General features: G+C 45.6%; 19 protein-coding genes. 8 read left to right on the top strand and 11 right to left on the bottom strand.

The genetic code is table 11. The annotated features are described in order from the left end of the window. Window positions 1-82 precede the first annotated feature (82 nt). The gene (locus H3S94_RS01595) at window positions 83-1714 is read left to right on the top strand and encodes an alpha-D-glucose phosphate-specific phosphoglucomutase (protein ID WP_198240085.1); all 1632 of its coding nucleotides are present in this window, start codon (window positions 83-85) and stop codon (window positions 1712-1714) included. 188 nt (window positions 1715-1902) lie between these two features. On the opposite strand, the gene fumC is transcribed toward H3S94_RS01595, so the two are convergent. The 9 genes from fumC to H3S94_RS01550 form a co-directional block, all read right to left on the bottom strand. Beyond that, window positions 1903-3291, bottom strand: coding sequence for a class II fumarate hydratase (gene fumC, locus H3S94_RS01590; RefSeq protein ID WP_198230664.1), 1389 nt, complete (start codon window positions 3289-3291; stop codon window positions 1903-1905). Between the two features lie 527 nt (window positions 3292-3818). Continuing rightward, window positions 3819-5453, bottom strand: a complete 1635-nt coding sequence (gene groL, locus H3S94_RS01585; protein ID WP_077990969.1) for a chaperonin GroEL — start codon at window positions 5451-5453, stop codon at window positions 3819-3821. Between the two features lie 62 nt (window positions 5454-5515). Further along, window positions 5516-5812 carry a co-chaperone GroES gene (groES, locus tag H3S94_RS01580; protein ID WP_075870318.1) on the bottom strand — a complete coding sequence of 99 codons (297 nt, stop codon included), beginning with the start codon at window positions 5810-5812 and terminating at the stop codon, window positions 5516-5518. Between the two features lie 548 nt (window positions 5813-6360). Further along, window positions 6361-6936, bottom strand: a complete 576-nt coding sequence (locus H3S94_RS01575) for a NifU family protein (protein WP_077990970.1) — start codon at window positions 6934-6936, stop codon at window positions 6361-6363. A gap of 169 nt (window positions 6937-7105) precedes the next feature. After that, entirely contained in the window at window positions 7106-7597 is a 492-nt protein-coding gene (locus tag H3S94_RS01570) for a universal stress protein (protein ID WP_198240084.1), read from the bottom strand. A gap of 3 nt (window positions 7598-7600) precedes the next feature. Beyond that, window positions 7601-8680, bottom strand: a complete 1080-nt coding sequence (locus H3S94_RS01565; protein ID WP_225868136.1) for an HWE histidine kinase domain-containing protein — start codon at window positions 8678-8680, stop codon at window positions 7601-7603. Window positions 8681-8815: 135 nt separating this feature from the next. Then, the gene (gene trpS, locus H3S94_RS01560; RefSeq protein ID WP_077990974.1) at window positions 8816-9883 is read right to left on the bottom strand and encodes a tryptophan--tRNA ligase; all 1068 of its coding nucleotides are present in this window, start codon (window positions 9881-9883) and stop codon (window positions 8816-8818) included. A 71-nt stretch (window positions 9884-9954) separates the two neighbouring features. Then, complete coding sequence (murJ, locus tag H3S94_RS01555) at window positions 9955-11517, bottom strand: murein biosynthesis integral membrane protein MurJ (RefSeq protein ID WP_198240083.1); 1563 nt, start codon at window positions 11515-11517, stop codon at window positions 9955-9957. Next, complete coding sequence (locus H3S94_RS01550; protein WP_077990977.1) at window positions 11514-14297, bottom strand: [protein-PII] uridylyltransferase; 2784 nt, start codon at window positions 14295-14297, stop codon at window positions 11514-11516. Before H3S94_RS01550 ends, murJ begins: the two co-directional genes overlap by 4 nt. A 202-nt stretch (window positions 14298-14499) precedes the next feature. On the opposite strand from H3S94_RS01550, the gene H3S94_RS01545 reads away from it, so the two are divergent. The 3 genes from H3S94_RS01545 (at window position 14500) to H3S94_RS01535 (ending at window position 17389) form a co-directional block, all read left to right on the top strand. Next, window positions 14500-15345 carry a TIGR01459 family HAD-type hydrolase gene (locus H3S94_RS01545; protein ID WP_198240082.1) on the top strand — a complete coding sequence of 282 codons (846 nt, stop codon included), beginning with the start codon at window positions 14500-14502 and terminating at the stop codon, window positions 15343-15345. Beyond that, window positions 15342-16334 carry a bifunctional riboflavin kinase/FAD synthetase gene (locus H3S94_RS01540; protein ID WP_198240081.1) on the top strand — a complete coding sequence of 331 codons (993 nt, stop codon included), beginning with the start codon at window positions 15342-15344 and terminating at the stop codon, window positions 16332-16334. Before H3S94_RS01545 ends, H3S94_RS01540 begins: the two co-directional genes overlap by 4 nt. Window positions 16335-16480: 146 nt before the next feature. Then, a complete protein-coding gene (locus tag H3S94_RS01535) occupies window positions 16481-17389 on the top strand; it encodes a MipA/OmpV family protein (protein ID WP_077990982.1) in 909 nt (302 codons plus the stop codon). 112 nt (window positions 17390-17501) lie between these two features. Here H3S94_RS01535 and H3S94_RS01530 read toward each other — a convergent pair whose 3' ends face one another. Next, window positions 17502-17753 carry a hypothetical protein gene (locus H3S94_RS01530; RefSeq protein WP_198240080.1) on the bottom strand — a complete coding sequence of 84 codons (252 nt, stop codon included), beginning with the start codon at window positions 17751-17753 and terminating at the stop codon, window positions 17502-17504. Window positions 17754-17945: 192 nt separating this feature from the next. Here H3S94_RS01530 and H3S94_RS01525 point away from each other — a divergent pair, with 192 nt between their 5' ends. Both H3S94_RS01525 and H3S94_RS01520 read left to right on the top strand, forming a co-directional pair. Continuing rightward, window positions 17946-18506, top strand: a complete 561-nt coding sequence (locus H3S94_RS01525) for an NADPH-dependent FMN reductase (protein ID WP_198230666.1) — start codon at window positions 17946-17948, stop codon at window positions 18504-18506. A 215-nt stretch (window positions 18507-18721) separates the two neighbouring features. Next, window positions 18722-19060 (top strand): hypothetical protein, encoded by a 339-nt coding sequence (locus H3S94_RS01520; protein WP_198240079.1) that lies wholly within the window; start codon window positions 18722-18724, stop codon window positions 19058-19060. Between the two features lie 171 nt (window positions 19061-19231). On the opposite strand, the gene H3S94_RS01515 is transcribed toward H3S94_RS01520, so the two are convergent. Beyond that, the gene (locus tag H3S94_RS01515) at window positions 19232-19561 is read right to left on the bottom strand and encodes a TIGR01244 family sulfur transferase (RefSeq protein WP_198230667.1); all 330 of its coding nucleotides are present in this window, start codon (window positions 19559-19561) and stop codon (window positions 19232-19234) included. A gap of 230 nt (window positions 19562-19791) precedes the next feature. Here H3S94_RS01515 and fdhD point away from each other — a divergent pair, with 230 nt between their 5' ends. Continuing rightward, window positions 19792-20643, top strand: a complete 852-nt coding sequence (fdhD, locus tag H3S94_RS01510; RefSeq protein WP_198240078.1) for a formate dehydrogenase accessory sulfurtransferase FdhD — start codon at window positions 19792-19794, stop codon at window positions 20641-20643. 584 nt (window positions 20644-21227) lie between these two features. After that, window positions 21228-23321, top strand: a complete 2094-nt coding sequence (gene flhA / locus H3S94_RS01505) for a flagellar biosynthesis protein FlhA (RefSeq protein WP_077990990.1) — start codon at window positions 21228-21230, stop codon at window positions 23319-23321.

The following is a 23321-nucleotide window of genomic DNA, read 5'->3' as shown; positions in this document are numbered from 1 at the left end:
CCGGAAGATTGATAATTTTACACTCGATATTTTCGATTAATCGCTTTAAATTGATCGCATCAAAGAACATATGGTGATGGATATGGCGATTCAGACAATTTCTACGACTGCCTTTGACGATCAAAATCCCGGAACTTCAGGATTGCGTAAAAAAGTGAAGATTTTCCAAAAGCCGAATTACGTGGAAAACTTCATCCAGTCTATTTTCAATAGCGTTGGTGATGTTTCCGGAAAACTCTTTATTCTCGGAGGCGACGGGCGATTTTTTAATAAAGAAGTCATCCAGAAAATTCTAAAAATGGCTGCGGCCAATAAAGTTGGCCATATCAAAGTCGGATTGAACGGTATTTTGTCGACACCGGCCGCTTCCCATCTTATCCGAAAATACAAAGCATTTGGCGGCATTATTTTGTCGGCAAGCCATAATCCGGGCGGGCCATCCGGTGATTTCGGTATCAAATACAATATTTCCAATGGCGGTCCGGCACCGGAAAAAGTAACAAAAGCCATTTTTGAATCATCGAAAAATATCACCTCGTATAAAATAGAAGATTGTGGTGATATTGACATTGCGAAGTTGGGGAAAACGCAAATCGGCTCGATGGTTGTCGAAGTCATTGATCCGGTTGTCGATTACGCAAATCTGATGGAAGAATTGTTCGATTTCGATCTCATCCGCAAAGCCATTGCCGGTGGTTTGACATTCCGCTTCGATGCATTGAATGCTGTGACCGGTCCATATGCCCATGAAATCTTCGAGAAACGTCTCGGCATGAAAAAGGGAACAGTTGTGAACGGTACACCGCTTCCCGATTTCGGCGGGCGCCACCCTGACCCCAATCTCGTCCATGCCCATGATCTTTATGAATTGATGATGTCGGAAGACGGGCCTGATCTTGGCGCTGCATCCGATGGTGATGGCGACCGCAACATGATTGTGGGGTGGAAACGGTTTGTCACTCCTTCTGATTCCCTTGCCATTCTCGCTGCCAATGCAAAGCTCGTTAAAGGCTATCGCAATGGTATTGCCGGTATTGCACGCTCTATGCCGACAAGTGCCGCAGCCGATTATGTGGCCAAAAAACTTGGTCTCAATATTTATGAAACACCGACAGGCTGGAAATTTTTCGGCAATTTGCTGGATGCCGGAAAGGTAACATTTTGCGGCGAGGAAAGCTTCGGTACCGGTTCCAATCATGTGCGTGAAAAAGACGGTTTGTGGGCAATATTGTTCTGGCTCAATCTGCTTGCGGCAACAGGTAAAAGTGTAAGTGAAATTGTCGAGCAACATTGGCAGCTATTCGGTCGCTCCTATTACACCCGTCATGATTATGAGGAAGTCGACCAGACAGCCGCAAAAGCTCTTATGGAGGATTTGCGCTCACGTCTTGGAAAGCTTGCCGGAACCGATGTTGCGGGGTTGACGATTGCCAAGGCTGACGATTTTTCATACCACGATCCGATTGATGGCTCGGTCAGCGAGCATCAGGGCATTCGCATTTTCTTTGAAGGTGGCGGTCGTATTGTCTATCGCTTGTCAGGGACCGGAACAGCCGGTGCGACTGTCCGCGTTTATATGGAACATTATGTTGCCGATCCTTTGAAACAGGATGACGACCCGCAAGAAGCACTTGCGGCATTGATTGTTGCGGCCGACGAGCTTGTCGATTTGAAGAAAAAGCTCGGTCGTGATGCACCAAGCGTTATTACCTGAAAGTAACAGGCAAAGTGCAAAGGAAAAGCCTTTCCTGCCGCTTATTGCTTTTTGACATGTTTTTTAATTGCCATCTGCAATTTTGTTGAACGTATATCAAGTCCGAAAAAAGCCCTGTAGATTCTACAGGGCTTTTTGAATGCTATTCAAGAAAACCGACGAAGCTATCAACTTCGTCATGTTTCATGTCATTTCGGATGAATCATGTCTTCCGGCTTGACCAGACGATTATAATCTTCCTCGGATACACCGGCCTTTAAAGCTTCTTCGCGCAGTGTCGTGCCATTTTTATGGGCAGTTTTGGCAATCTTTGCTGCCTTGTCATAACCGATTGCCGGTGCAAGTGCAGTGACCAGCATCAAGGATTTCTCAAGAAGATCATGAATGCGTGCTTCATTGGCTTTGATACCTTTTACACAGTGATCTGCAAAAGAAACCATGCATTCCGACAAAATCTTGATTGATTGCAAAACATTGAATGCGATAACCGGTTTATAGACATTGAGCTCGAAATGTCCCTGACTTGCGGCAACGGTAATCGTTGTTTCATTGCCAAATACCTGACAGGCAACCATTGTCATCGCTTCGCATTGTGTCGGGTTGACTTTGCCCGGCATAATCGAAGAACCGGGTTCATTTTCCGGCAAGCTCAATTCACCAAGCCCGCAGCGTGGACCGGAGCCCAAAAGACGAATATCGTTGGCAATCTTGAAAAGATCGGTTGCCAGAGCATTGAGACTGCCGTGGAAATTGGTTATTGCACCATGGCTTGCCAAAGCTTCAAATTTGTTATCGGCGGTCTCGAATGCAGCACCTGTAATGTCGGTGACTGCTTCGACGAAATCCTTGTCAAAACCGATCGGCGCATTCAAACCTGTACCAACAGCCGTACCACCCTGAGCAAGTTTCAAAACGTCCTGCAAGGAGGCTTCGATACGTTTACGGTTATGTTCGAGTGCTGCACGATAGCCGGAAAATTCCTGCCCCAGCGTAATCGGGGTGGCGTCCTGTGTGTGGGTGCGACCGATTTTGATAATTTTGGAAAATTCTTTTTCCTTATCTTTCAACGCAATCGTTAGATGGTCGATTGCCGGAAACAGCTTATTGATGGTCTCCAAAGCCGCCGAAATATGGATAGCTGTCGGGAACGAGTCGTTTGATGATTGGCTCATATTGACGTGGTCATTGGGGTGAACAGGCTTTTTGGAACCCATTTCTCCACCGAGCATCTCGATAGCGCGGTTGGCTATGACCTCGTTGACATTCATATTGGTTTGCGTACCCGATCCGGTTTGCCAGACCACAAGTGGAAAATTGTCATCAAGCTTGCCGTCAATGACTTCATCGGCTGCGGCAATAATTGCTTTCCCAAGTTCTGGCGAAAGCTTTTTGGCTTTCATATTGGCCATTGCGGCCGCTTTTTTAATAATTCCCAAGGCGTGAATGAGCGGCAGTGGCTGCTTTTCGCCGCCGATTTTGAAATTATGTAAAGAACGCTCTGTTTGCGCCCCCCAATAATGGTCAGCAGGAACCTCGATCGGACCGAATGTATCCGTTTCTGTACGGGTTTTTACCATGATAAAACTCCTCTTTGGTTGAGGAGACGATAGACCAAGAAAAGCCTTGAGAAAAGCCTTAAACAGTTCAAGATCTATTTGTTGAACGGCTTTTTATACATATTTTGGTGAGGAAAAATCGGTCACAACAATAGCTCGTCAAAGAACAAAGCGGATATATGAAATTCCGTTCGTCGTTTTCATATGAAATGCGCTTTTAAACATGTGAAACAGAAGAAAGAGCAGGCATTCCGGTCCTGAAACCGGAGTTTGGCGATAAAAGCCGGTTGCCGTTTTGAAACAAGGAAAAGGGTTCAAATATAGAAGGCCGGTTGCATTTCCGGATGAAAGGAAAATGATTTATAAAACATCTTCGGCCTTTAGCTATTTTCCCCTTGATGAAAGTTAAAAGGGGTGAATGTTTGGCCTTACTTTTAGACATTATGTCCGCCCGTGAACTGGCAAGACATTTCTCTGCAAAACAACCTGATCGCCACAAAAAAACGGGCCCGAAGGCCCGTTCATGAATGTAGTCGAGGACGACTTTATCAGAAGTCCATACCACCCATGCCGCCGCCCGGCATTGCAGGCATTGGAGCCTCTTTCTTCGGCAGTTCGGCAATCATAGCTTCGGTTGTAATCAACAATCCGGCAACGGAAGCAGCGTTTTGCAAAGCAGAACGAACAACCTTTACAGGGTCGACAATGCCCAGAGCAATCAAATCGCCATATTGGCCATTGGCTGTGTTGTAGCCGAATGTATCGCTCTTGTTTTCAAGAATTTTACCAACAACGATAGAAGCTTCATCGCCAGCGTTGGTCGCAATTTGACGGGCAGGAGCCTGCAAAGCACGACGAACGATATTGATACCGGCTTCCTGATCGGAATTTGCACCTTTTACCTTGATGTCGGCTGCTGCGCGCAGGAGTGCAGTGCCACCACCGGCAACAATGCCTTCTTCAACAGCGGCGCGTGTTGCATTCAAAGCATCGTCAACGCGGTCTTTTTTCTCTTTAACTTCAACTTCTGTTGCACCGCCAACGCGGATAACAGCAACACCGCCTGCCAATTTTGCGAGACGTTCCTGAAGTTTTTCACGGTCATAATCGGATGTTGTTTCTTCGATCTGGGCCTTGATCTGGTTGACACGTGCATTGATTTCAGGCTTCTTGCCAGCACCGTCGACGATTGTTGTGTTTTCTTTGGAAACGGTAACTTTCTTGGCGCGGCCGAGCATGTCGAGTGTGACATTTTCAAGCTTGATGCCGAGGTCATCGGAAATAACCTGACCGGATGTCAGAATGGCAATATCTTCCAACATTGCTTTACGACGGTCACCGAAGCCAGGAGCCTTGACAGCAGCAATCTTCAAGCCGCCACGCAATTTGTTGACAACCAGAGTTGCCAAAGCTTCACCTTCAACATCCTCGGCAATGATAAGCAAAGGCTTGCTTGACTGGACAACAGCTTCAAGAACGGGAAGCAGTGCCTGCAAGTTTGAAAGTTTCTTTTCGTGGATAAGGATGTAAGGATCATCCAGATCGGCAACCATCTTTTCTGTATTGGTTACGAAGTAAGGTGAAAGGTAACCGCGGTCGAACTGCATACCTTCAACAACTTCCAATTCGGTGTCAGCGGTTTTTGCTTCTTCAACGGTGATAACACCTTCATTGCCGACTTTCTGCATGGCTTCGGAAATCATTTTACCGATTTCAGTCTCGCCATTGGCAGAAATAGTGCCAACCTGTGCAACTTCGGCTGAAGTTTTGATCTTCTTTGCTTTTTTCAGAAGATTTTCGACAACTTCATTAACAGCAGCGTCGATACCGCGCTTCAAATCCATCGGGTTCATGCCGGCAGCAACAGCTTTTGCGCCTTCCTGAACGATTGCCTGACCCAGAACAGTTGCTGTTGTGGTACCGTCACCGGCAATATCGTTGGTCTTGGAAGCAACTTCGCGCAACATCTGTGCGCCCATATTTTCAAACTTGTCTTCAAGTTCGATTTCTTTCGCAACCGAAACACCATCCTTGGTAATTCGCGGTGCACCGAAAGACTTGTCGATCACAACATTACGGCCTTTAGGACCAAGTGTTACCTTCACGGCATTGGCGAGAATATCGACGCCACGCAACATACGTTCGCGCGCATCGCGGCCAAATTTGACTTCTTTTGCAGCCATTTAATATATCTCCTTGGGAATTATCCCGGAATTGTTTTTTAAAATTTATGGGGAAATGGCTATCAGCCGAGAATACCCATAATGTCGGATTCTTTCATAATCAGAACGTCTTCGCCATCAAGCTTGACTTCGGTTCCTGACCATTTGCCAAAGAGAACGCGGTCGCCTGCTTTAACGTCAAGAGCAACGAGCTTGCCGCTTTCATCACGTGCACCCGGACCAACAGCGAGAACTTCGCCTTCCTGCGGCTTTTCTTTGGCTGTATCAGGGATGATGATCCCACCTGCGGTTTTTTCTTCTGATTCAACCCGACGAACGACTACGCGATCGTGTAATGGGCGGAATTTGGTTTTTGCCATGTCTTGAACCCTTAAATTGTTTAACTTTAATTAAACTCGAATTGTTTGAGGTCTTGCCTCGATTAGCACTCTCGATGTCAGAGTGCTAACTCATGAGAACAGATAAAAATTGCCCTTTATAATGTCAAGAAGGCGATTTCATTTTTTTAGTGAATTGCTTGAGCCTTCCCGAATTTCGGTGAAGATATGAACTGTTTCCACCGGATAGGGCGGTTAAATCATGGTAGAAACACAGCTTTGCTTTCCTGTTCGGGCAAAGTGCCGGAACTCCGGCAGGAGGTCATGATCTATGAGAATTTATACATGGTCATCAACAGGTTAGATCGTATTCCGGATAGAAGAACCCAATGTCTTTGAATATCTTTATCCAAAGTCCCGACCGGATGTTTTGCAATTAACATAAAGACCGTTTCAAGAACACGCTTACATAAAGCCTGCCGAAAACAGTCTTGCACATTTTTTTGATAAACTGTGCAAGAGAGAATTTTTTACAAAGAAATTTACTTTATTTTGCGAAAATTTATTTCATTTCGCGGAAGTCAGCTTTGTCAGGAAGGATATTCCTCAACTCCCAGAACTTCGGGAACAAAGTGGCGTAGAAGATTTTCGATACCGTGCTTGAGTGTTGCAGTCGATGCAGGGCAACCGGAGCAGGCTCCCCTCATGTTCAGATAAACAACACCGCGTTCAAACCCGCGAAACGTAATATCACCACCATCATTGGCAACAGCAGGGCGAACCCGTGTTTCAATAAGTTCCTTGATCGTGTCGACAAGGTCTTTATCTTCGTCGGAGAAAAATTCTTCACCAACCGGCACATCGGGCACATCATTGACATGTGCTGCCATGATCGGGCTATTGGACATGAAATGTTCCATAATAGTCCCTAATATAGCCGGTTTCAGATGCTGCCACTCGCTATTGTCTTTTGTAACAGTAATGAAATCATAGCCGAAGAAAACGCCTGTAACACCGGGAATTGTGAAAAGCTTGGAAGCGAGCGGCGAACGCTCGGCAGCATCTTCCTTGTCACGAAACTCTGCCACGCCTTCTTCCAGCACAACCCGACCGGGCAGGAATTTCAGTGTTGCGGGATTGGGTGTCGTTTCTGTCTGAATGAACATTTAATTTCCTTTTCATGGTCAAGGCATGCAAGGTGCATTATTCGATTACCTTCTATATGCTGCTTTAGGGAACAAAAATTCAAGAGGCAAGTCATTCTCGTAAATGACGTTGCAGTGATTGTTAGCTTTTCAAGCGTTGTTTTTATTCTTGCCGCCCGAACAAAGCCGGTCAGGCGACCGAATCTATATCTTCTGCTGTCAAACCATCTGGAATAATTGTAACAGGAATGGGAAAAGCACTTCCCTTTGCAGCAATTGATTGAACGAGGGGGCCGGGGCCTTCGGCGCCGGAGCCGGCCGCAAGCACAAGAACCGCAATGTCCTGATCGCTTTCGATAAGCTTGACTATTTCAGCAGCCTTTTGCCCCTCGCAAATTTTTGTTTCCGTCTCTATTCCCAGATTTTCCCTTACCTCTGCAGAAATTGCGGATAAGGTCTGGTGCGCCTGCTCATGGGATTCAGCACGCATAATATCACCAACCCCAAGGAAGTGCTGGAACTCCGAACTGTCGATCACATAAAGCAGGATGAGCGAGCCACCTGTATTTTTAGCCCGCCTTGATGCATAGGCAACGGCGCGTCGACATTCAGGTGTTTCGTCGATAATTGCCAGAAATTTTCGCTTATGACCGTATTGGCGGCTTAGTCGTTTCAATAACATTTGTCATTCACCGGATGATGAGCCATCAGGAGCCAATTCAATGTGGCATATGAGGCCGCTTGCAGCATAATCAATTTTTACATTGTTATGCGGATTGTAGCTTAAACTGCGTTCAATTAATGTTGAACCGAAGCCCTTTTTATGACGGGAGGCCACTTCAGGTCCGTTACTTTCAACCCATTGGAGATGAATAATTCCGTCTTTTGCAAGCGACCAGGTAACCGAAACCTTTCCGGATGAAACAGAAAGAGCACCATATTTGATGGCATTGGTCATGAGTTCGTGGAGCGTTAGCGCAAGTGCCAAAGCCGCTTTTTCGGAAACACTGACTTTCGGCCCCTTCACTTTGATATTGCCGTAGGTTTCCATGGCAACCGACATGGTATTTTCAACAAGTATCTTAAGGTCGCTCTTCTTGCCGCTATCCTCTTTCAAAGTACTTTGCGCTTCCGCAATTGCCCTTAAGCGTGCACCGACTTTTTCGCGTGCACTCTCTATATCTGTGCTGCTATTCAAAGTTTGAGCCACCACGGCGTTGACCATGGCCAGAATATTTTTCACGCGGTGGGCCGATTCTCCGGCAAGGATATGTAACTGGTTTTCAAAATTGATACGTTCGGTTATATCAATGCCCTGAACATAAATCCCGACAACATCACCCTCGCTATTTTTGATCGGTTGATGGATAAAATCGACATAGTGCAATACCGGTTCTTCGTCACCCGGTCGCTCGATCAGAAGTGGTACGCTCGCCCCGCGAAACGGTTCTTTTGTTTCCCAAACCTGATCGAGAAGAGCAATAAACCCCTGTCTGGGTATTTCGGGCATCGCTTCGGCCACAGTATGGCCGATCAATTCCCGCGTGCCGACAAGCTCCATAAAGGCATTATTGACAAGATAAAAGCGGTGATCGCGATTGAGCAATACAATAACAAAGCCCGGCGCCTGCTGCACAAGGTCACGTAAAAAATCAATCTCGGCAATGAAACGTGAACGCTCGCCGTCATCATTCTTCGTTGATTGTGACTTCGTTCCGTCAGATTTGCCCGCTTTGTCAATTTCCGTCTTTAAAGAAAACGTCACACAATATTCCAATCCAAAATTTGAACCGGTTTTTAAATTAGTGCAATTCAGCTATTGTGCAAATTATTTTTGTTAAACTGATTTTATATACAGGTGCTTTTATTCAAAGCACCTGTATCATTGTCTGTTTGAACTTCATCCCTGAAGAAAGCCCACAATATCACGCACATGTTTCATTGTGTCTTCAGCGAGAACGCTTGCGCGTTCGGCACCGTTTCTTAAAACATCATCAATATAGGAAGGTTCATTGTTGAGGCGACGCAATTCTTCTGTGACGGGCGATAATTTGCTGACAGCCAAATCGGCAAGTGCCGGTTTGAATACGGAAAACTGCTTACCCGCAAATTCTTCGATAACAGTTTTTTTATCTGTGCCGGAAAGGGCAGCATAAATTCCTACAAGATTATCGGCTTCCGGACGGCCACTCAGGCCGTCAACGGTGTCAGGCAAGGGTTCTGAATCGGTTTTTGCCTTTTTGATTTTTTTGGAAATGTCATCGGCTGTATCAATGAGATTGATACGCGACAAATCGGAAGGATCGGATTTCGACATTTTTTTTGTTCCGTCACGCAATGACATAACGCGTGTGGCCGTGCCGCCGATCAACCCTTCAGTGAGCGGGAAAAAGCCGTTAACAGTTTCATCGCCAACCTGCATTTCCACGCCGACACCGAGTTCGGCGATGCGGGCCGAATAGTCATTGTTGAATTTCTGCGCAATGTCGCGGGTGAGCTCGATGTGCTGTTTCTGGTCTTCGCCGACGGGTACTTTTGTGGCGCGGTAAACCAGAATATCGGCAGCCATCAAACTTGGATAGGCAAAGAGGCCGAGAGACGCATTTTCGCGATCTTTTCCGGCTTTATCTTTGAACTGTGTCATTCTGTTCATCCAGCCGATACGGGCAACACAATTGAAGATCCATGCAAGCTCTGCATGTTGGTGTACCCGTGACTGGTTGAACACAATGTGGCGTTTCGGGTCTATTCCGGCTGCCAGAAATGCCGCGGTTACTTCACGTGTCGACCGCATCAGGTCATGCGGATCGGGATTGACAGTGAGCGCATGCATATCAACCACGCAATAGATACACTCATAGTCTTTTTGCAATTCAACCCAACGCTTGATCGCACCGAGATAATTTCCCAGATGAAGATTTCCGGTAGCTTGAACTCCAGAAAAAACACGTTGTTTGAATGTGCTCATAATCAATAATCCGATCTTTCAAAAATATAATTGTTTGTGTCAAAGCTTTCTTTTGAAAGCAATCAAACGCTTTATCGCTTACGCAGCAATCCTCTTTTAAGCAACGATATATTTGTTGCGCCAAGAAGAAACGCAGAACCGAAATAGACTATTATGGCTCCAAATACCAGAGAAAGGACGCCGACAGCCCGATAAGATAGAGGTGCGTTTGCCGAAAGCGGGTAAGAAAGATAGCCGATCGCATAATGGAGGGCGATAGCCATTATAATTGTCGAGAGTAAAATTCGCGGAATACGTTTCAAAAGAATTCGATCCCGTCCCCATTGGCGTCTTCTGACAAGCGTAATGAACAACAGAATTGCATTGACCCAACCCGCCGAGATTTCGGCAATTGCGATTCCGCGTGCCGATAAAATCGGGAAAAGTGTGAGCGCAAGCGATATATTGACGGCGACGGAAATTCCGGCAAAAATCATGGGCGTTTTGGTGTCTTCGCGGGCAAAAAAACCGGGTATGAATGCTTTTATCAACACAAAGGCAGGAAGTCCCAAGCCGTAAATTCCCAAAATTCCGGCGACAATTGTTGTCGACTGGGCAGAAAAATGCCCGCGCTCGAATAACAGGCGCACAATCGGTTCCGACATAACCAGAAACGCGGCAGCGGCCGGCAAAGTCAAAAGCAGAGTAAATTCGACAGACCGGTTTTGCAAGTTATCGGCTTCTTTCAGATTGCCGCTTCTGAGTGCACGCGAAAGTTCGGGCAAAAGCACTGTGGCAACAGCAATTCCGACGACACCCAATGGCAGTTGATAAAGCCGGTCGGCATAAACAAGTGACGAGACAGCACCTGATTGCGCGGAAGCAATATTGGTATTGATGAGAAGGTTTATCTGTGTAATGCCGCCGGTTATAGCAGCAGGTAGTGCAAGCCAGAGAAGCCTGCGAACATTATCGGTAAAGCGGGGAAAGCGAAAACCTATTCTCATACCGGCATTGGCTACAGCAATCCAAACGATAACAAGTTGCACAACGCCGGAAGCCATAACCCCCCATGAAAGACCAATGCCGACATGCCAGGGATCCAGTTTATAAATCCAGGCATAGAAGAGAACGCCGATAAGAATAATATTAAGAAAAACCGGAGCGATTGCCGCAGCAAAATAACGATGAAGCGAATTGAGCATCCCCCCCATCATTGCCGCCAGTGACATGCAGGCAAGATAGGGGAACATAATCACGGCAAAGCGAACGGTTGCGGAAAATTTTGTTGCATCATCGGTAAAGCCCGGTGCAATGACATAACGCACCAGAAACGGCATGGTCAGTTCCATAATGATGGTTAAAATCAACAGAATTGAAAACAACACACCGAATACTTCTTCGGAAAACCGCCGTGCACTGTCTAACCCGTCCTCTTCTATCTGTTTGGCAAATAGTGGGACAAAAGCCGAATTGAAAGCGCCTTCGGCAAATAGCCGGCGGAATGTATTGGGAAAACGGAATGCGGCATTGAAAGCATCGGCCACCGGACCGGTGCCGACAGCCGCTGCCATAAGCATTTCGCGGATAAAACCGAACAGGCGACTCATCAACGTGCCGGATGCAACGGTCGCGAATTGTTTGATGAGGCTCATGTTCTCTTCATATTTTCCTTCGGCTCAGCCGCTATAAGTGCCAGAAGTTTGCGTCGTATGGCAGCTTGTTTTTGCGGGTTGATAATCTTGTGACGGAAAAGATCATTAACATAAAAATTGTCAATAACTTTTTCTCCGAAGGTCGTAATATGTGCCGAGGCAATGTCAAGAGAAAGATCGGAAAGAGTTTTCGTGATTTCAAAAAGCAGCCCCGGCCTGTCAAGTCCTTCAATTTCGATAACGCTGAATTTGTCGGACAGGGTGTTGTTGATCTCGACATTCGGCGCAACGTCAAAAGCTTTGGCAGCGCGCCGCGGTTTGGCACGTTGTGCAATCACTTCCGGTAAACGGATTGTGCCCTTCAAGGCATCTTCAATCATTTTGCCAACTCGATTTGCCCGCCTTGTTTCATCATCATCAAGTTCAAATTCGCGGCTGATAAGAATGATGTCGAGAGCACGTCCATCTGTTGTGGTAAATATTTGAGCGTCGACAATATTGCCGCCGGCGGCTGCGCAGGCACCGGTAACAATGGAAAGAACGCGCGGATGATCGGGGGCAAGAATGGTGAGTTCCGTTACCCCGTCAAAACGGTGGAGTTCCGACATTGTGGCAAGCGGGGTTTTGCGTTTATCCGCATCACGGATAAAATTGGCTTGCCTCACCTGGTCTTCGGGCGAAACAGTCAACCAATAGTTCGGATATTGTAAGCCGATATAATGTTGTTTTTCAGCTTCGTCCCAATTTTCAAGTGCATCATGCAGGCGTTCTTTCGACGCGTTGATGCGGTCTGTGCGCGGAACCTGTGAAAAACCGCCGGTCAGAACAAGTTCTGTTTCATGATAAAGAGTTCGCAACAATTGTCCCTTCCAACCGTTCCACACGCCCGGTCCGACGCCTTTGATGTCGCAAATTGTGAGAACCAAAAGCAGTTTCAGCCGGTCAGTTGTCTGGACAACATTGGCAAAATCTTCAATTGTTTTGCGGTCGTTGAGGTCACGTGACTGGGCAACCATGCTCATGGTCAGATGTTCTTTGATGAGCCAGGCGACAAGTTCGGTATCCGCCCGCGAAAGCCCGAAACGCGGGCAAAGTTTACGGGCAATTTTTGCGCCTGCTATCGAATGGTCTTCCGGCCTGCCTTTGGCAATGTCGTGTAAAAATAAAGCGACAAAGAGAATCGTACGCTCTTTTTTGAACGTTGGCACAATAGATGAAGCAAGCGGATGATCCTGATAAACTTCGCCATGGTCGATTTGGCTAAGGCAGGCAATGCAGCGCAAAAGATGTTCGTCGACAGTGTAATGGTGGTACATATTGAACTGCATCATCGCGACGATCTTGCCAAAATCGGGAATGAATTTACCCAATACGCCCGATTCATTCATCCGCCGCAAAATCAGCGACGGGTTGCGCGGAGATGTTAAAATGGCAATAAAAAGCCGATTTGCTTCTTTATCTTCCCGAACTTTCGGTGTGATGAGTTTCAGCGAACGGGAGGCTTCTTGCACGGCATGCGGGTGGCATTCAAGACCATGGGTGTCGGAGAGGTAAAAAAGGCGGATAAGATTGACCGGATCACGGACAAAAACGTCATCATCGTCAATATTGATACGTTTGGTATCAATGACAAAACCCGGATAATCGACAATTTTCTTTTTACGGCGAGAAAACGTCAAAAATACCCGATTTAATCCGGGAACGGGTTTTGCATATTCTTCTTCCAAAGCCGCTGAAACAATTCGCGTCAAATCGCCAACCTGTTTGGCAACAAGAAAATAGTGTTTCATAAAACGTTCGACATCTTCCATACCGGGGTGGGCGGTGTAGCCGAGCCGGTGGGCAATATCGCGCTGTATGTCGAAGGACAAACGCTCTTGTGCTTTCCCTGTTAAAAAATGCATATGGCAGCGTACCGCCCATAAAAAATCATCGGCTTTCTTGAAAATTCTCAATTCCGCTTTGGATAAAACACCCAGTGTAACGAGTTTGTCGGTCGAGGTGATGCGATAGTGATATTTGGCAATCCACAACAGGGTTTGTAAATCGCGTTGGCCGCCTTTGCTTTCCTTTACATTGGGTTCGACGAGGTAACGTGTTTCACCGGCTTTTTTATGGCGCTGGTCACGCTCCAGAAGTTTTGCACGGATAAAAGCAGGTGACGTACCTTTGACAACTTCATCTTCAAAACGACGCATCAATTCGTCAAAAATTCCACGATTGCCAATCAGAAAACGCGCTTCGAGAAGGGCGGTTCTCACTGTCATATCTTCTTGCGCCATGCGGATCGAGTCTTCGATATTTCTCGTTGCATGCCCGACTTTAAGTCCCACATCCCAAAGCATGTAGAGAATATATTCCATAACCTGTTCGCCCCAGGGTGTCTGTTTCCATGGCAGCAAAAAATGCAAATCAATATCGGAGTGGGGAGCCAGTGTCCCGCGTCCATAACCACCGACAGCTATGAGAGCAATACGTTCACCGCTTGACGGGTTGGGCAGGGGGTAAATTCTTTCAACAACAAAATTATAAAGTGTTGTAATGACAGTATCAACGAGCAAACTCAAACGGCGTGCGCATTGACGCCCTTTGCCATTTTGCTGAAGAATAAGTTCAGCCTGTTTTTGCCCTTCGGAAATAGTGTTTTTTAAAAGTGCAACGATTTTCGGTCTGATTTTTAAACCGATATCAGCTCCATTTTCGTTTTTAATAAGCTCTTCCATCATCTGGCGAAGTTTTGTTTCTTCAATCAGAACAAGATTTTTTTGTGAAGCACCCATTATTACCCGATCCGCTGCTCACGCATTTTGTAAATTGAAATAAATCTAGACTATATTTCAAATTCTTGGAATAGCCTATATTCGCGACAATCGAGAAAGAAGATGACATCATCTTTCTGTTGCGTTAGGTGTCTTGGAAAAACGTTCTGACAAGCTATAAATTCCGGCAAGCCGCGAGTTTCTAACAAGGTATGGTAACAAGATGGAAGAACCCGAAAGCTTACAAGCAATTATCGACCGCTATGACGCTGTTCTTTGCGATGTCTGGGGTGTCATTCACAATGGTATTCACGCTTTCGACAAAGCTGTTTCGGCTTTAAGGAAAGTCAGGCAATCGGGAAAATCGGTTATATTGCTCACCAATTCGCCCCGTCCCCACCAAGGTGTGGCCAGCCAGTTGGCTTCATTGAAGATTGGCACTGACGTTTACGATGACATTGTCACTTCCGGCGATGCCACACGTTATCTCATCATGGAAGCGCCGAAAAAAGTTTTCCATATCGGCCCCGAACGCGATCTCGCCTTGTTTGACGGATTGGATGTCGAGCTTGTCGAAGAATTTGAAGCAACTTCAATTGTCTGTACGGGACTTTTCGACGACGAGCATGAAACGCCGGAAGATTATGACGAACTTTTGCTCAAACTAAGGTCGAAAAATCTTCCCCTTATATGTGCCAATCCCGACATCATCGTTCACCATGGCAATAAGGAATTGTGGTGCGCTGGTGCACTTGCCCGCAATTACGAACAACTCGGTGGGCGCACATTGATTGCGGGTAAACCCCACCGCCCGATTTATGATCTGGCAATGAAGAAACTTGACAAAAAAAACGGACTTGTTGCCAAAGATCGCATTCTTGCTATTGGCGACGGAATTCTGACGGATATGAAAGGCGGACAACAATTCGGTCTTGATACGCTTTTTATCTCCGGTGGAATTCATCAGAATGAATATGCGAAAAATGGTCATGTCGATCGTGCCTTGTTGATCGAATTTCTGAATAAATATGGCAGCCATCCGATTGCCACCATGTGGGCGTTGAAATGAAAAATGAATTTTTGCGGTTGGAAAACCTTTCTGCATTTCCTGAAAGCTATAAAAATGCAGTTGTAGCAATCGGCAATTTTGACGGTATCCATAGAGGCCATCAGGTGGTTTTGCAAAGAGCGCTCGATGTGGCGCGCCAGACACGACGACCCGCAATCGTCTATACATTCGAGCCTCACCCTAAAACTTTCTTCAGGCCGCAATCGCCGGTAGACCGGCTGACACCTGCGCCGGAAAAAGCAAAAATATTGCGATTGCTCGGATTTAATGGTGTTGTCGAACAGAAATTTGACGCAGACTTTGCAAAACTTGGCGCCGAAGAATTCGTCAGACATATTCTTTGCGAGAAGTTTCAGGCTTCGGCCATTGTAACCGGAAGTGACTTCCATTTTGGCAGCAAACGCTCCGGTACACCCGAATATTTGGAAGATTGCGGAAAGAGATTCGGCTTCGCCGTTATTAAAGTTCCACCATTTTGTGATGAAAATGGCGGAATTATATCTTCAAGCCGCATACGCAAACTTTTAACTGAAGGGAAAGTCGAAGAAAGTGCCGATCTTTTAGGTTATCATTATACCGTTTGTTCAAAAGTTATCCACGGCGCAAAGCTTGGGCGAACATTGGGATTTCCGACTGCCAATATGGCACTTCCCGTAGAAACCGGCCTTGCTTTCGGAATCTATGCCGTGCGCTTCCGGCGAAATGACGGGACACTTTATGACGGGGTTGCAAGTTTCGGCAAACGACCGACAGTCGAAGGGGATGGCGTGCCACTTCTCGAAACGTTTCTCTTTTCATTTGATGGTGATTTGTATAATGAGGCCGCGTCTGTCAGCTTCTATTCCTATTTACGTGGAGAAAAGAAATTTGACGGGTTGCAACCGTTGATTGAGCAGATGAAAAAGGATAAAGAAAGTGCACAAACGGCACTTGAAAAAGCCCGCCCATTATCGGCATTGGATAAAAACTTCACGTTTACCAATAGGTAAGGATAGGCTCACAAGATTTTTGAGGTGCCGGGGTTTTAATAGATTTTTAAAAACTTGATTGAATAGTTAAAGCAGCCAGTCTGCAAAGAGTTGGTGCGTAACGGCTTGAAATCAGGTCGTTTTGTCAACGTGTCTGGAGTATATACGTGTCGAATATTGGTGTGAAAATAGTTTTTGCCAGCATAACGGGCTTGATGACGATTTCGTGTTTTCAGGGAAAAGCCGAACAGCTTTACGACTATCAGACAGGCAAAGTCACCAATGTCTCCAGTCAACAAAGTTATGCGGATGACAGAAATTACCGGTCGACAGCACCGAAAAAACAACATTTTTATAGTGGAAACTGGTCGTTGACGCTGGGTGCATCGGTTTACGAAGCACCGAAATTCGAGGGCGACGATACATATGATATTGCAGTCGATCCGATTTTTTCTATCGGGAAAACCGGTAGCGATAGCCGCTTTTCGTCACGCAATGATAATATGTCTTTTGCACTTTTGGAAAAAAGTTTCATTCGACTCGGTGTCGTTGGCAAGGTCCTCAAGGATCGTGACAGCGATACATCGGGCGACCTCAAGGGGCTAAGCCGGGTAAAATGGGGTGGCGAAGTTGGCGGGTTTGCCGAGATTTACCCGCTCGATTGGCTGCGGGCGAGGGCAGAACTGCGTAAAGGTATACGCAGTCATGATGCTGTAACGTCCGATATTGCAGTTGATGCTTATAAAAATTTGACACCATCTGTTCAGGTTTCCGGCGGGCCGCGTGCTTTCTACGCCACAAAAGACTATTTCAAGACCTATTACGGAGTTGACCATGAAGAATCGCTCCGCTCCGGTTTGAAAGAATTCCATCCCGATAGCGGTTGGGGGGCATTCGGCGCCGGTGGTGCAATCACCTGGAAGGCCACCGACAAAATTACCACCAGCGTATTCAGCGAATACAAGCGGCTGACAGGGGACGCGGGTGATTCATCTTTGGTTAGTCAGCGTGGCGACAAAAACCAGTTTACAATGGGTATTTCCGCATCCTATCGTTTTGATTTTACGCTACGGTGAAATGGATAATCCGCGCCTCATAATACGGAAAATCGCGATTTGTCATATCCAATATAGCCTGCCGGTCCAATAGCGTTAGCCGGAATTGCTCTTATATGTCGGGCGAGTGTTTTTATTGATTATCAAATGTCGGGCTGATGATCGGGCTATTAACGGTTGTTTCCACCAGATTTGCAAATTCGTCGATAAAAATAACCGATATGGTGACAATAGCTGCAAGCGTAACCACTATAACAAGCAGATATTCAAACACGCCATAAACAAAGTGCGATCTTCTCGTGTAAGTCGATAGCTGTAATGCATCCGAACTATGTTTCAGCACCTTGTCTCCACCTTTCAATTGCGGGATCGCAATGGCATTCATTGTGCCCTAAATGAAAGCTGTACAGAAATGAAAATTACCATTTCAAGCGGGTTTCTAATGGTGTGGTAAACAAACAATAAATTTTATTGTCAATAAATCAGCGACAGTGTGTCGAACGATCTTCATTTTGAAAGTTGATAAAAAAGTCCTATTTTAATATTGAAAATAGCATGAGAAATCAAAGAGGAAAAAATGACCAAACAATTCAAAGTCGCCATATTGATCGGCAGCCTGCGTAAAGAATCCTATAGCCGGAAATTGGGAAAGGCATTTATCAAACTTGCACCGGATAATCTCTCGCTTGATTTTATCGAAATAGGGGATTTGCCACTCTATAATGAAGATCTTGAAACGGCTAACCCGCCTCTTGCGTGGCAGAATTTCAGAAATGAGCTGAAAAAGGTTGATGCTGTCCTCTTTATCACGCCCGAATATAATCGTTCGATACCGGCTGTATTAAAAAACGCTATTGATGTCGCATCACGCCCATATGGCAAAGGGGTATGGAATGGAAAGCCGGGTGCAGTTGTTTCCATTTCACAAGGTGCATTGGGTGGTTTTGGTGCCAACCATCAGTTAAGACAAGCGCTGGTGTTTAATGATGTTCCAACCATGCAGCAACCTGAAGCCTATATCGGCAACATTCAGCAATTGGTGACCGAGGATGGAAAAGCTGCAAATGAAAGTGCCGAAAAATTCTTTTCAACTATATTGAATTCTTTCGGAAAATGGGTTGAACAACTTTTAAAATAATAAATTCTATTATTAATATAATAAATTTGATCCTGAAATGTTTGTTAATATAATAATCATTTCAGGATTTTTTATATTATAATTTATTGCCACATAAAAATATAATAATCCTGATATAATACACGGTTTTATAAAACGTGAACACTAAATTTTGAAAAGCCTTTATATCGTCCAACTGAATCCCCATATAATATTTAGACATTGGGGAGTGAAAAATGGAAAATATTAATAGTTTAATTGAATGGCAGCCCTATCAACTCGTTAATGCCGGTCTACTGGTTATTATCGTCAATCTTGCTTTAGGTTTTTCGTTATGGAAATCATTATCCGACAGCGAATGGGCTCGGTTTTTCGATATTGCATCCATATTGACCGGCGTGGGAGCTGTGTCACTTGCGATAACAATGAGCAGGGTTGTGGTCGTTGATTTTCTTGTCAACTTTTCATCGCTATTGTTAGCAAGCGGTATTTTTATGACCATTTTTGGCGCGATTTGCGATATTGCACATCGTCTCAGCCTTTACCGCGATAGCCATCATAATAAAGAAGCATAGATTACAAAATTGTTTTCAACACCGGTCGGGTATGTAGCGAGAGATGAAGAGGCCTCAATCGGGATTTGAAGGGGACGTACCCCGACTTTATGTCGGCATCTTTTATTTTGAGTGAGTGAATTTCACTTAAAAAAACAACTTCACATAAAAACCAACTTTACAAGCGTTGCATCAGTTTTTTGCCAAATGATAGAGTGTTTCAGCTCTATGACCGGATTTACAATAAGCAAGAACCGGATATTCGCATTTATTCAAAACCCGTTTCATCTCGTCCACGTTATGACTTGTGATGTGGGGTGGGGTAACCGGAATATAATAGCTATCGAGGCCATGAGCTTTGGCAGCTTTTTCGATTGTTGAAAAACCTGGTTGGTTTTCTTCTTCATTGTCGGGGCGATTGCAAATGATTGTCTTGAAACCGGCCTTGGCAAGTTCGTCAACAAAATCTTCTGTAATCTGTCCGCAGGTGAAAACGCCATCGTCAATTTCAGTCAGGTTCATGAGAATTTAGTCCTTGGAATATGTCGATTTTACCTGTTCGGGAAAATATTCTGTTGCGTAAACCTTGGCAAGCGTATCTCTTGCTTATAAAACATGAAACTTGAACGCGAGCCGAATGACAAACGCTTGTAAGCGTGATGCTTGACGATGTTTGATTATCTTGAAGCATGAATGCCTCACGCATTTCAATGCCTTGATTTCGGTTTTGTAACAAGAGAATGAATGGTTAAATGACGATCTTGAAAAAGGCGTTTCCTATTGGAAAAAATGGCGTTTCAACTATGGATGACACGGTTCTGGTAGATGTCGATATAGTTTCTTCAGCCGATAAAAAGAGAAGCCAAATCTCGAAAAGAGTTGCCGAAGAGGTGCCGATTGCTCTTTCTTATGATGGAACAACGCAGGCTGTATTGATGGCGTCGCCTGACGATCTTGAAGATTTTGCATATGGTTTCAGCCGAACGGAAGAATTTATACATGACCCGAACGAGATAGAAAACGTTGATATTGTTACGCTGCCGCGCGGAATAGATGTCCAGATAGCGTTACAATATGACCGGCGGGATGCTTTTAGAAAGCGGCGGCGTTCTATGGCAGGACCAGTGGGCTGCGGGCTATGCGGGATCGAATCCATTGAAGCAGCCATGCGCGATATAGCTCCGGTAAAACGGACAGATATTTTATTTGAGTCGGGAGAAATTTTCGCATCGGCGCGTGAATTATGTGAAAAACAGGTTTTAAACAATGCGACAAGAGCCGTGCATGCCGCAGCTTTTTACGATAAAAATAACGGTATAGTTGCGGTTCGGGAAGATGTCGGCAGGCATAATGCGCTTGACAAATTATGTGGTCATCTGTTTCGCAACCGCATGGATGTAAATTGCGGTTTTATCGTTGTGACCAGCCGTCTTTCAGTGGAAATGGTGCAAAAAGCTGCCGTTCTCGGCGTTTCTACACTTGTTGCTGTATCGGCAGCAACCGCTGAAGCCATTCGCATAGGCCAGAAATGTAATATGACATTGATCGGCCGTACACGGGAAAATAGTTTTGAAATATATTGCGGTGAAAAGTGGATTATCTGATCCACCCCGCAACCTCGATCCCTCAGGCATCAGCTTGGAAGGCTGAGTGCCGGAACCTGAGCGCACATGCTATCCATGTACGCTGTCATCTTCAAGCTTAGTTCAATCCCATAACAGCAAAGGCGATTGCAACATTCGTGCTTACAATCATCATGGAATAGAACACTGCAATTTTCATCATATCAGTCATGATCTCACCTCGAATATCTCTATCTATCACAATATATTACAACACGTAATATAACAATGTGTTATAATTCGGGCAATCATATAAAGTTCCATAAATTTTTTAAAAAATCCCGAAATCCGGTTCTTTTTGGAAGTTCGGGCCAAGCTTTTATCGCTTGATTCAGGGCTTCAGTCCGGTGATTGCCTTTATTGAATATCATTTTTAGGACACGTTGGTTACTATTTTGTAAAATTTCGTGAGCATGCTGTGGAAACTTCACGAACGTGCACAATGTTTCCACCGCTTTCGTTTCCACCACCTTCGCGCAAGCTTCGTTTTCTATTTTGTAACAGGACTTAAAGGTCATGACGATTGTGATCGCATTGTCGTGCCTTTTCTTGTTAAGGAGAACAACGTGCAGCAAAGTGCCGTAAACTCGATAAGCAAAAGCAGTAAGTTTTCCGGTAGTGATATTGGTTTCGCTGCCGGTATTGTCATTATATTGACAGTTTTGTTTTTGCCTGTTCCATCTTTTGTACTGGATATGGGGCTTTCGTTTTCGATAGCTTTTTCGGTTTTGATTTTGATGGTGGCATTGTGGATTCAACGCCCGCTCGATTTTTCGGCTTTTCCGACGGTGTTGCTTATCGCAACCATGCTGCGTCTATCGCTCAATATTGCGACAACGCGTGTTATCCTCACTCATGGTGATGAAGGTTATACCGCAGCCGGACATGTGATTCACGGGTTTTCACAATTCGTGATGGGTGGCGACTTTGTCATCGGTCTCGTGGTTTTTGCAATCCTTATTATCGTAAACTTTCTGGTTATTACCAAAGGTGCTACCCGTATTGCTGAAGTCGGTGCACGTTTTACTTTGGATGCCATTCCTGGCAAACAGATGGCGATTGACGCCGACTTGTCATCCGGTTTGATTGATGAAAAACAGGCACAGGTTCGCCGTCGTGAACTGGAAGAGGAAAGCTCTTTTTTCGGTTCGATGGATGGTGCTTCAAAATTCGTTCGTGGTGATGCGGTTGCCGGTCTCATTATTACAGCGGTCAACATATTTGGTGGCATTGTCATCGGCGTTACCCGTCATGGCATGGATGTGTCGCAGGCAGCAGACGTTTTCACAAAGCTTTCGGTCGGTGATGGTCTGGTCACACAGATACCGGCTTTGATTGTTTCTCTTGCCGCCGGCCTTCTGGTTTCCAAAGGCGGAACACGCGGCTCAACAGAAAAAGCTGTTTTCGGACAATTGGGTGGTTACCCGAAAGCCTTGTTTGTTGCTTCGGTTCTGCTTGCTGTTTTGGGGTTGATGCCGGGATTGCCAGCCTTCCCGTTTTTGACCATTGCAGCACTTCTTGCCGGTATCGGCTTTTCAATTCCGCGTCGTTTGCAACGTCAGGCGGCAGAAGAACAGGCTATGAAAGCACAGGCTGATGCAATTGCTGAAAAAGAAGAAAGCCAATCGGTCAAAGCTTCGCTGGAAAAACCGGCTATCGAACTTGTATTGGGCAAACAATTGGCAACGCGTCTGTTGCCGCATCAAACAGAGCTTGCCAACCGCGTTGCAAAAATGCGCCGCAAATTTGCGACCGATTTCGGTTTTGTTATTCCTGAAATCGAAGTCTCCGATGATTATAAAACACCGCCGAAATCCTATCAGATCAAATTACATGGAACGGTTGTTGCGAGTTACGAAGTCCGTATCGGAGATGTTCTGGTTATGCTTGGAGAAAAACCGGCACCGAATCTTCCCGGTGAAGAAGTCCGTGAACCGGCATTCGGAATGCGTGCATTTGCAACATCCGAGACATTCCGTTCGGAACTTGCACGTGAAGGCTATATGGCTGTTGACAACATGTCGGTGTTGCTCACCCATTTAAGCGAAGTCTTGCGCAATAATTTGGCACAATTGCTCTCCTATAAAGATATGCGGATTCTTCTGGAACGTCTGGGACCGGAATATCGCAAACTTCTGGAAGAAATTTGTCCGGCTCATCTTTCCTATTCGGGTTTACAATCGGTCTTGAGATTGTTGCTGGCCGAACGTGTTTCCATTTGCAATCTTGACCAGATACTCGAAGCAATCGCGGAAATTGCACCCCATGTCCGCCGTGCCGAGCTTATTGTCGAACATGTTCGCATGCGCTTGTCACAACAAATTTGCGGCGATCTCTCGGATAATGGTGTATTGAATGTCTTGCGCCTTGGCAGCCATTGGGATCTGGTTTTCCATCAGGCATTGAAACGTGACGGCAAAGGCGAGATTGTCGAATTCGATATTGATCCGAGAGAACTTGAAAAATTTGGTACAGAGGCTACAAATGCTATCCGTAAACATATGGAAAAAGGCGAAAGATTTGTTCTTATTACTTCGCCGGAAGCACGTCCTTATGTTCGCATGATTATTGAACGCTTGTTTGCGACCTTACCGGTTCTTTCACACGCAGAAATTGCCCGCGGTGTTGAAGTCAAAACCTTGGGGACGATCGCCGACTAA

The organism is Bartonella sp. B10834G3 (assembly GCF_016102505.1).
Lineage (GTDB): Bacteria > Pseudomonadota > Alphaproteobacteria > Rhizobiales > Rhizobiaceae > Bartonella > Bartonella choladocola.
The sequence above is the reverse complement of the archived record's forward strand: the minus strand, read 5'-3'. Positions and strand labels throughout refer to the sequence as shown.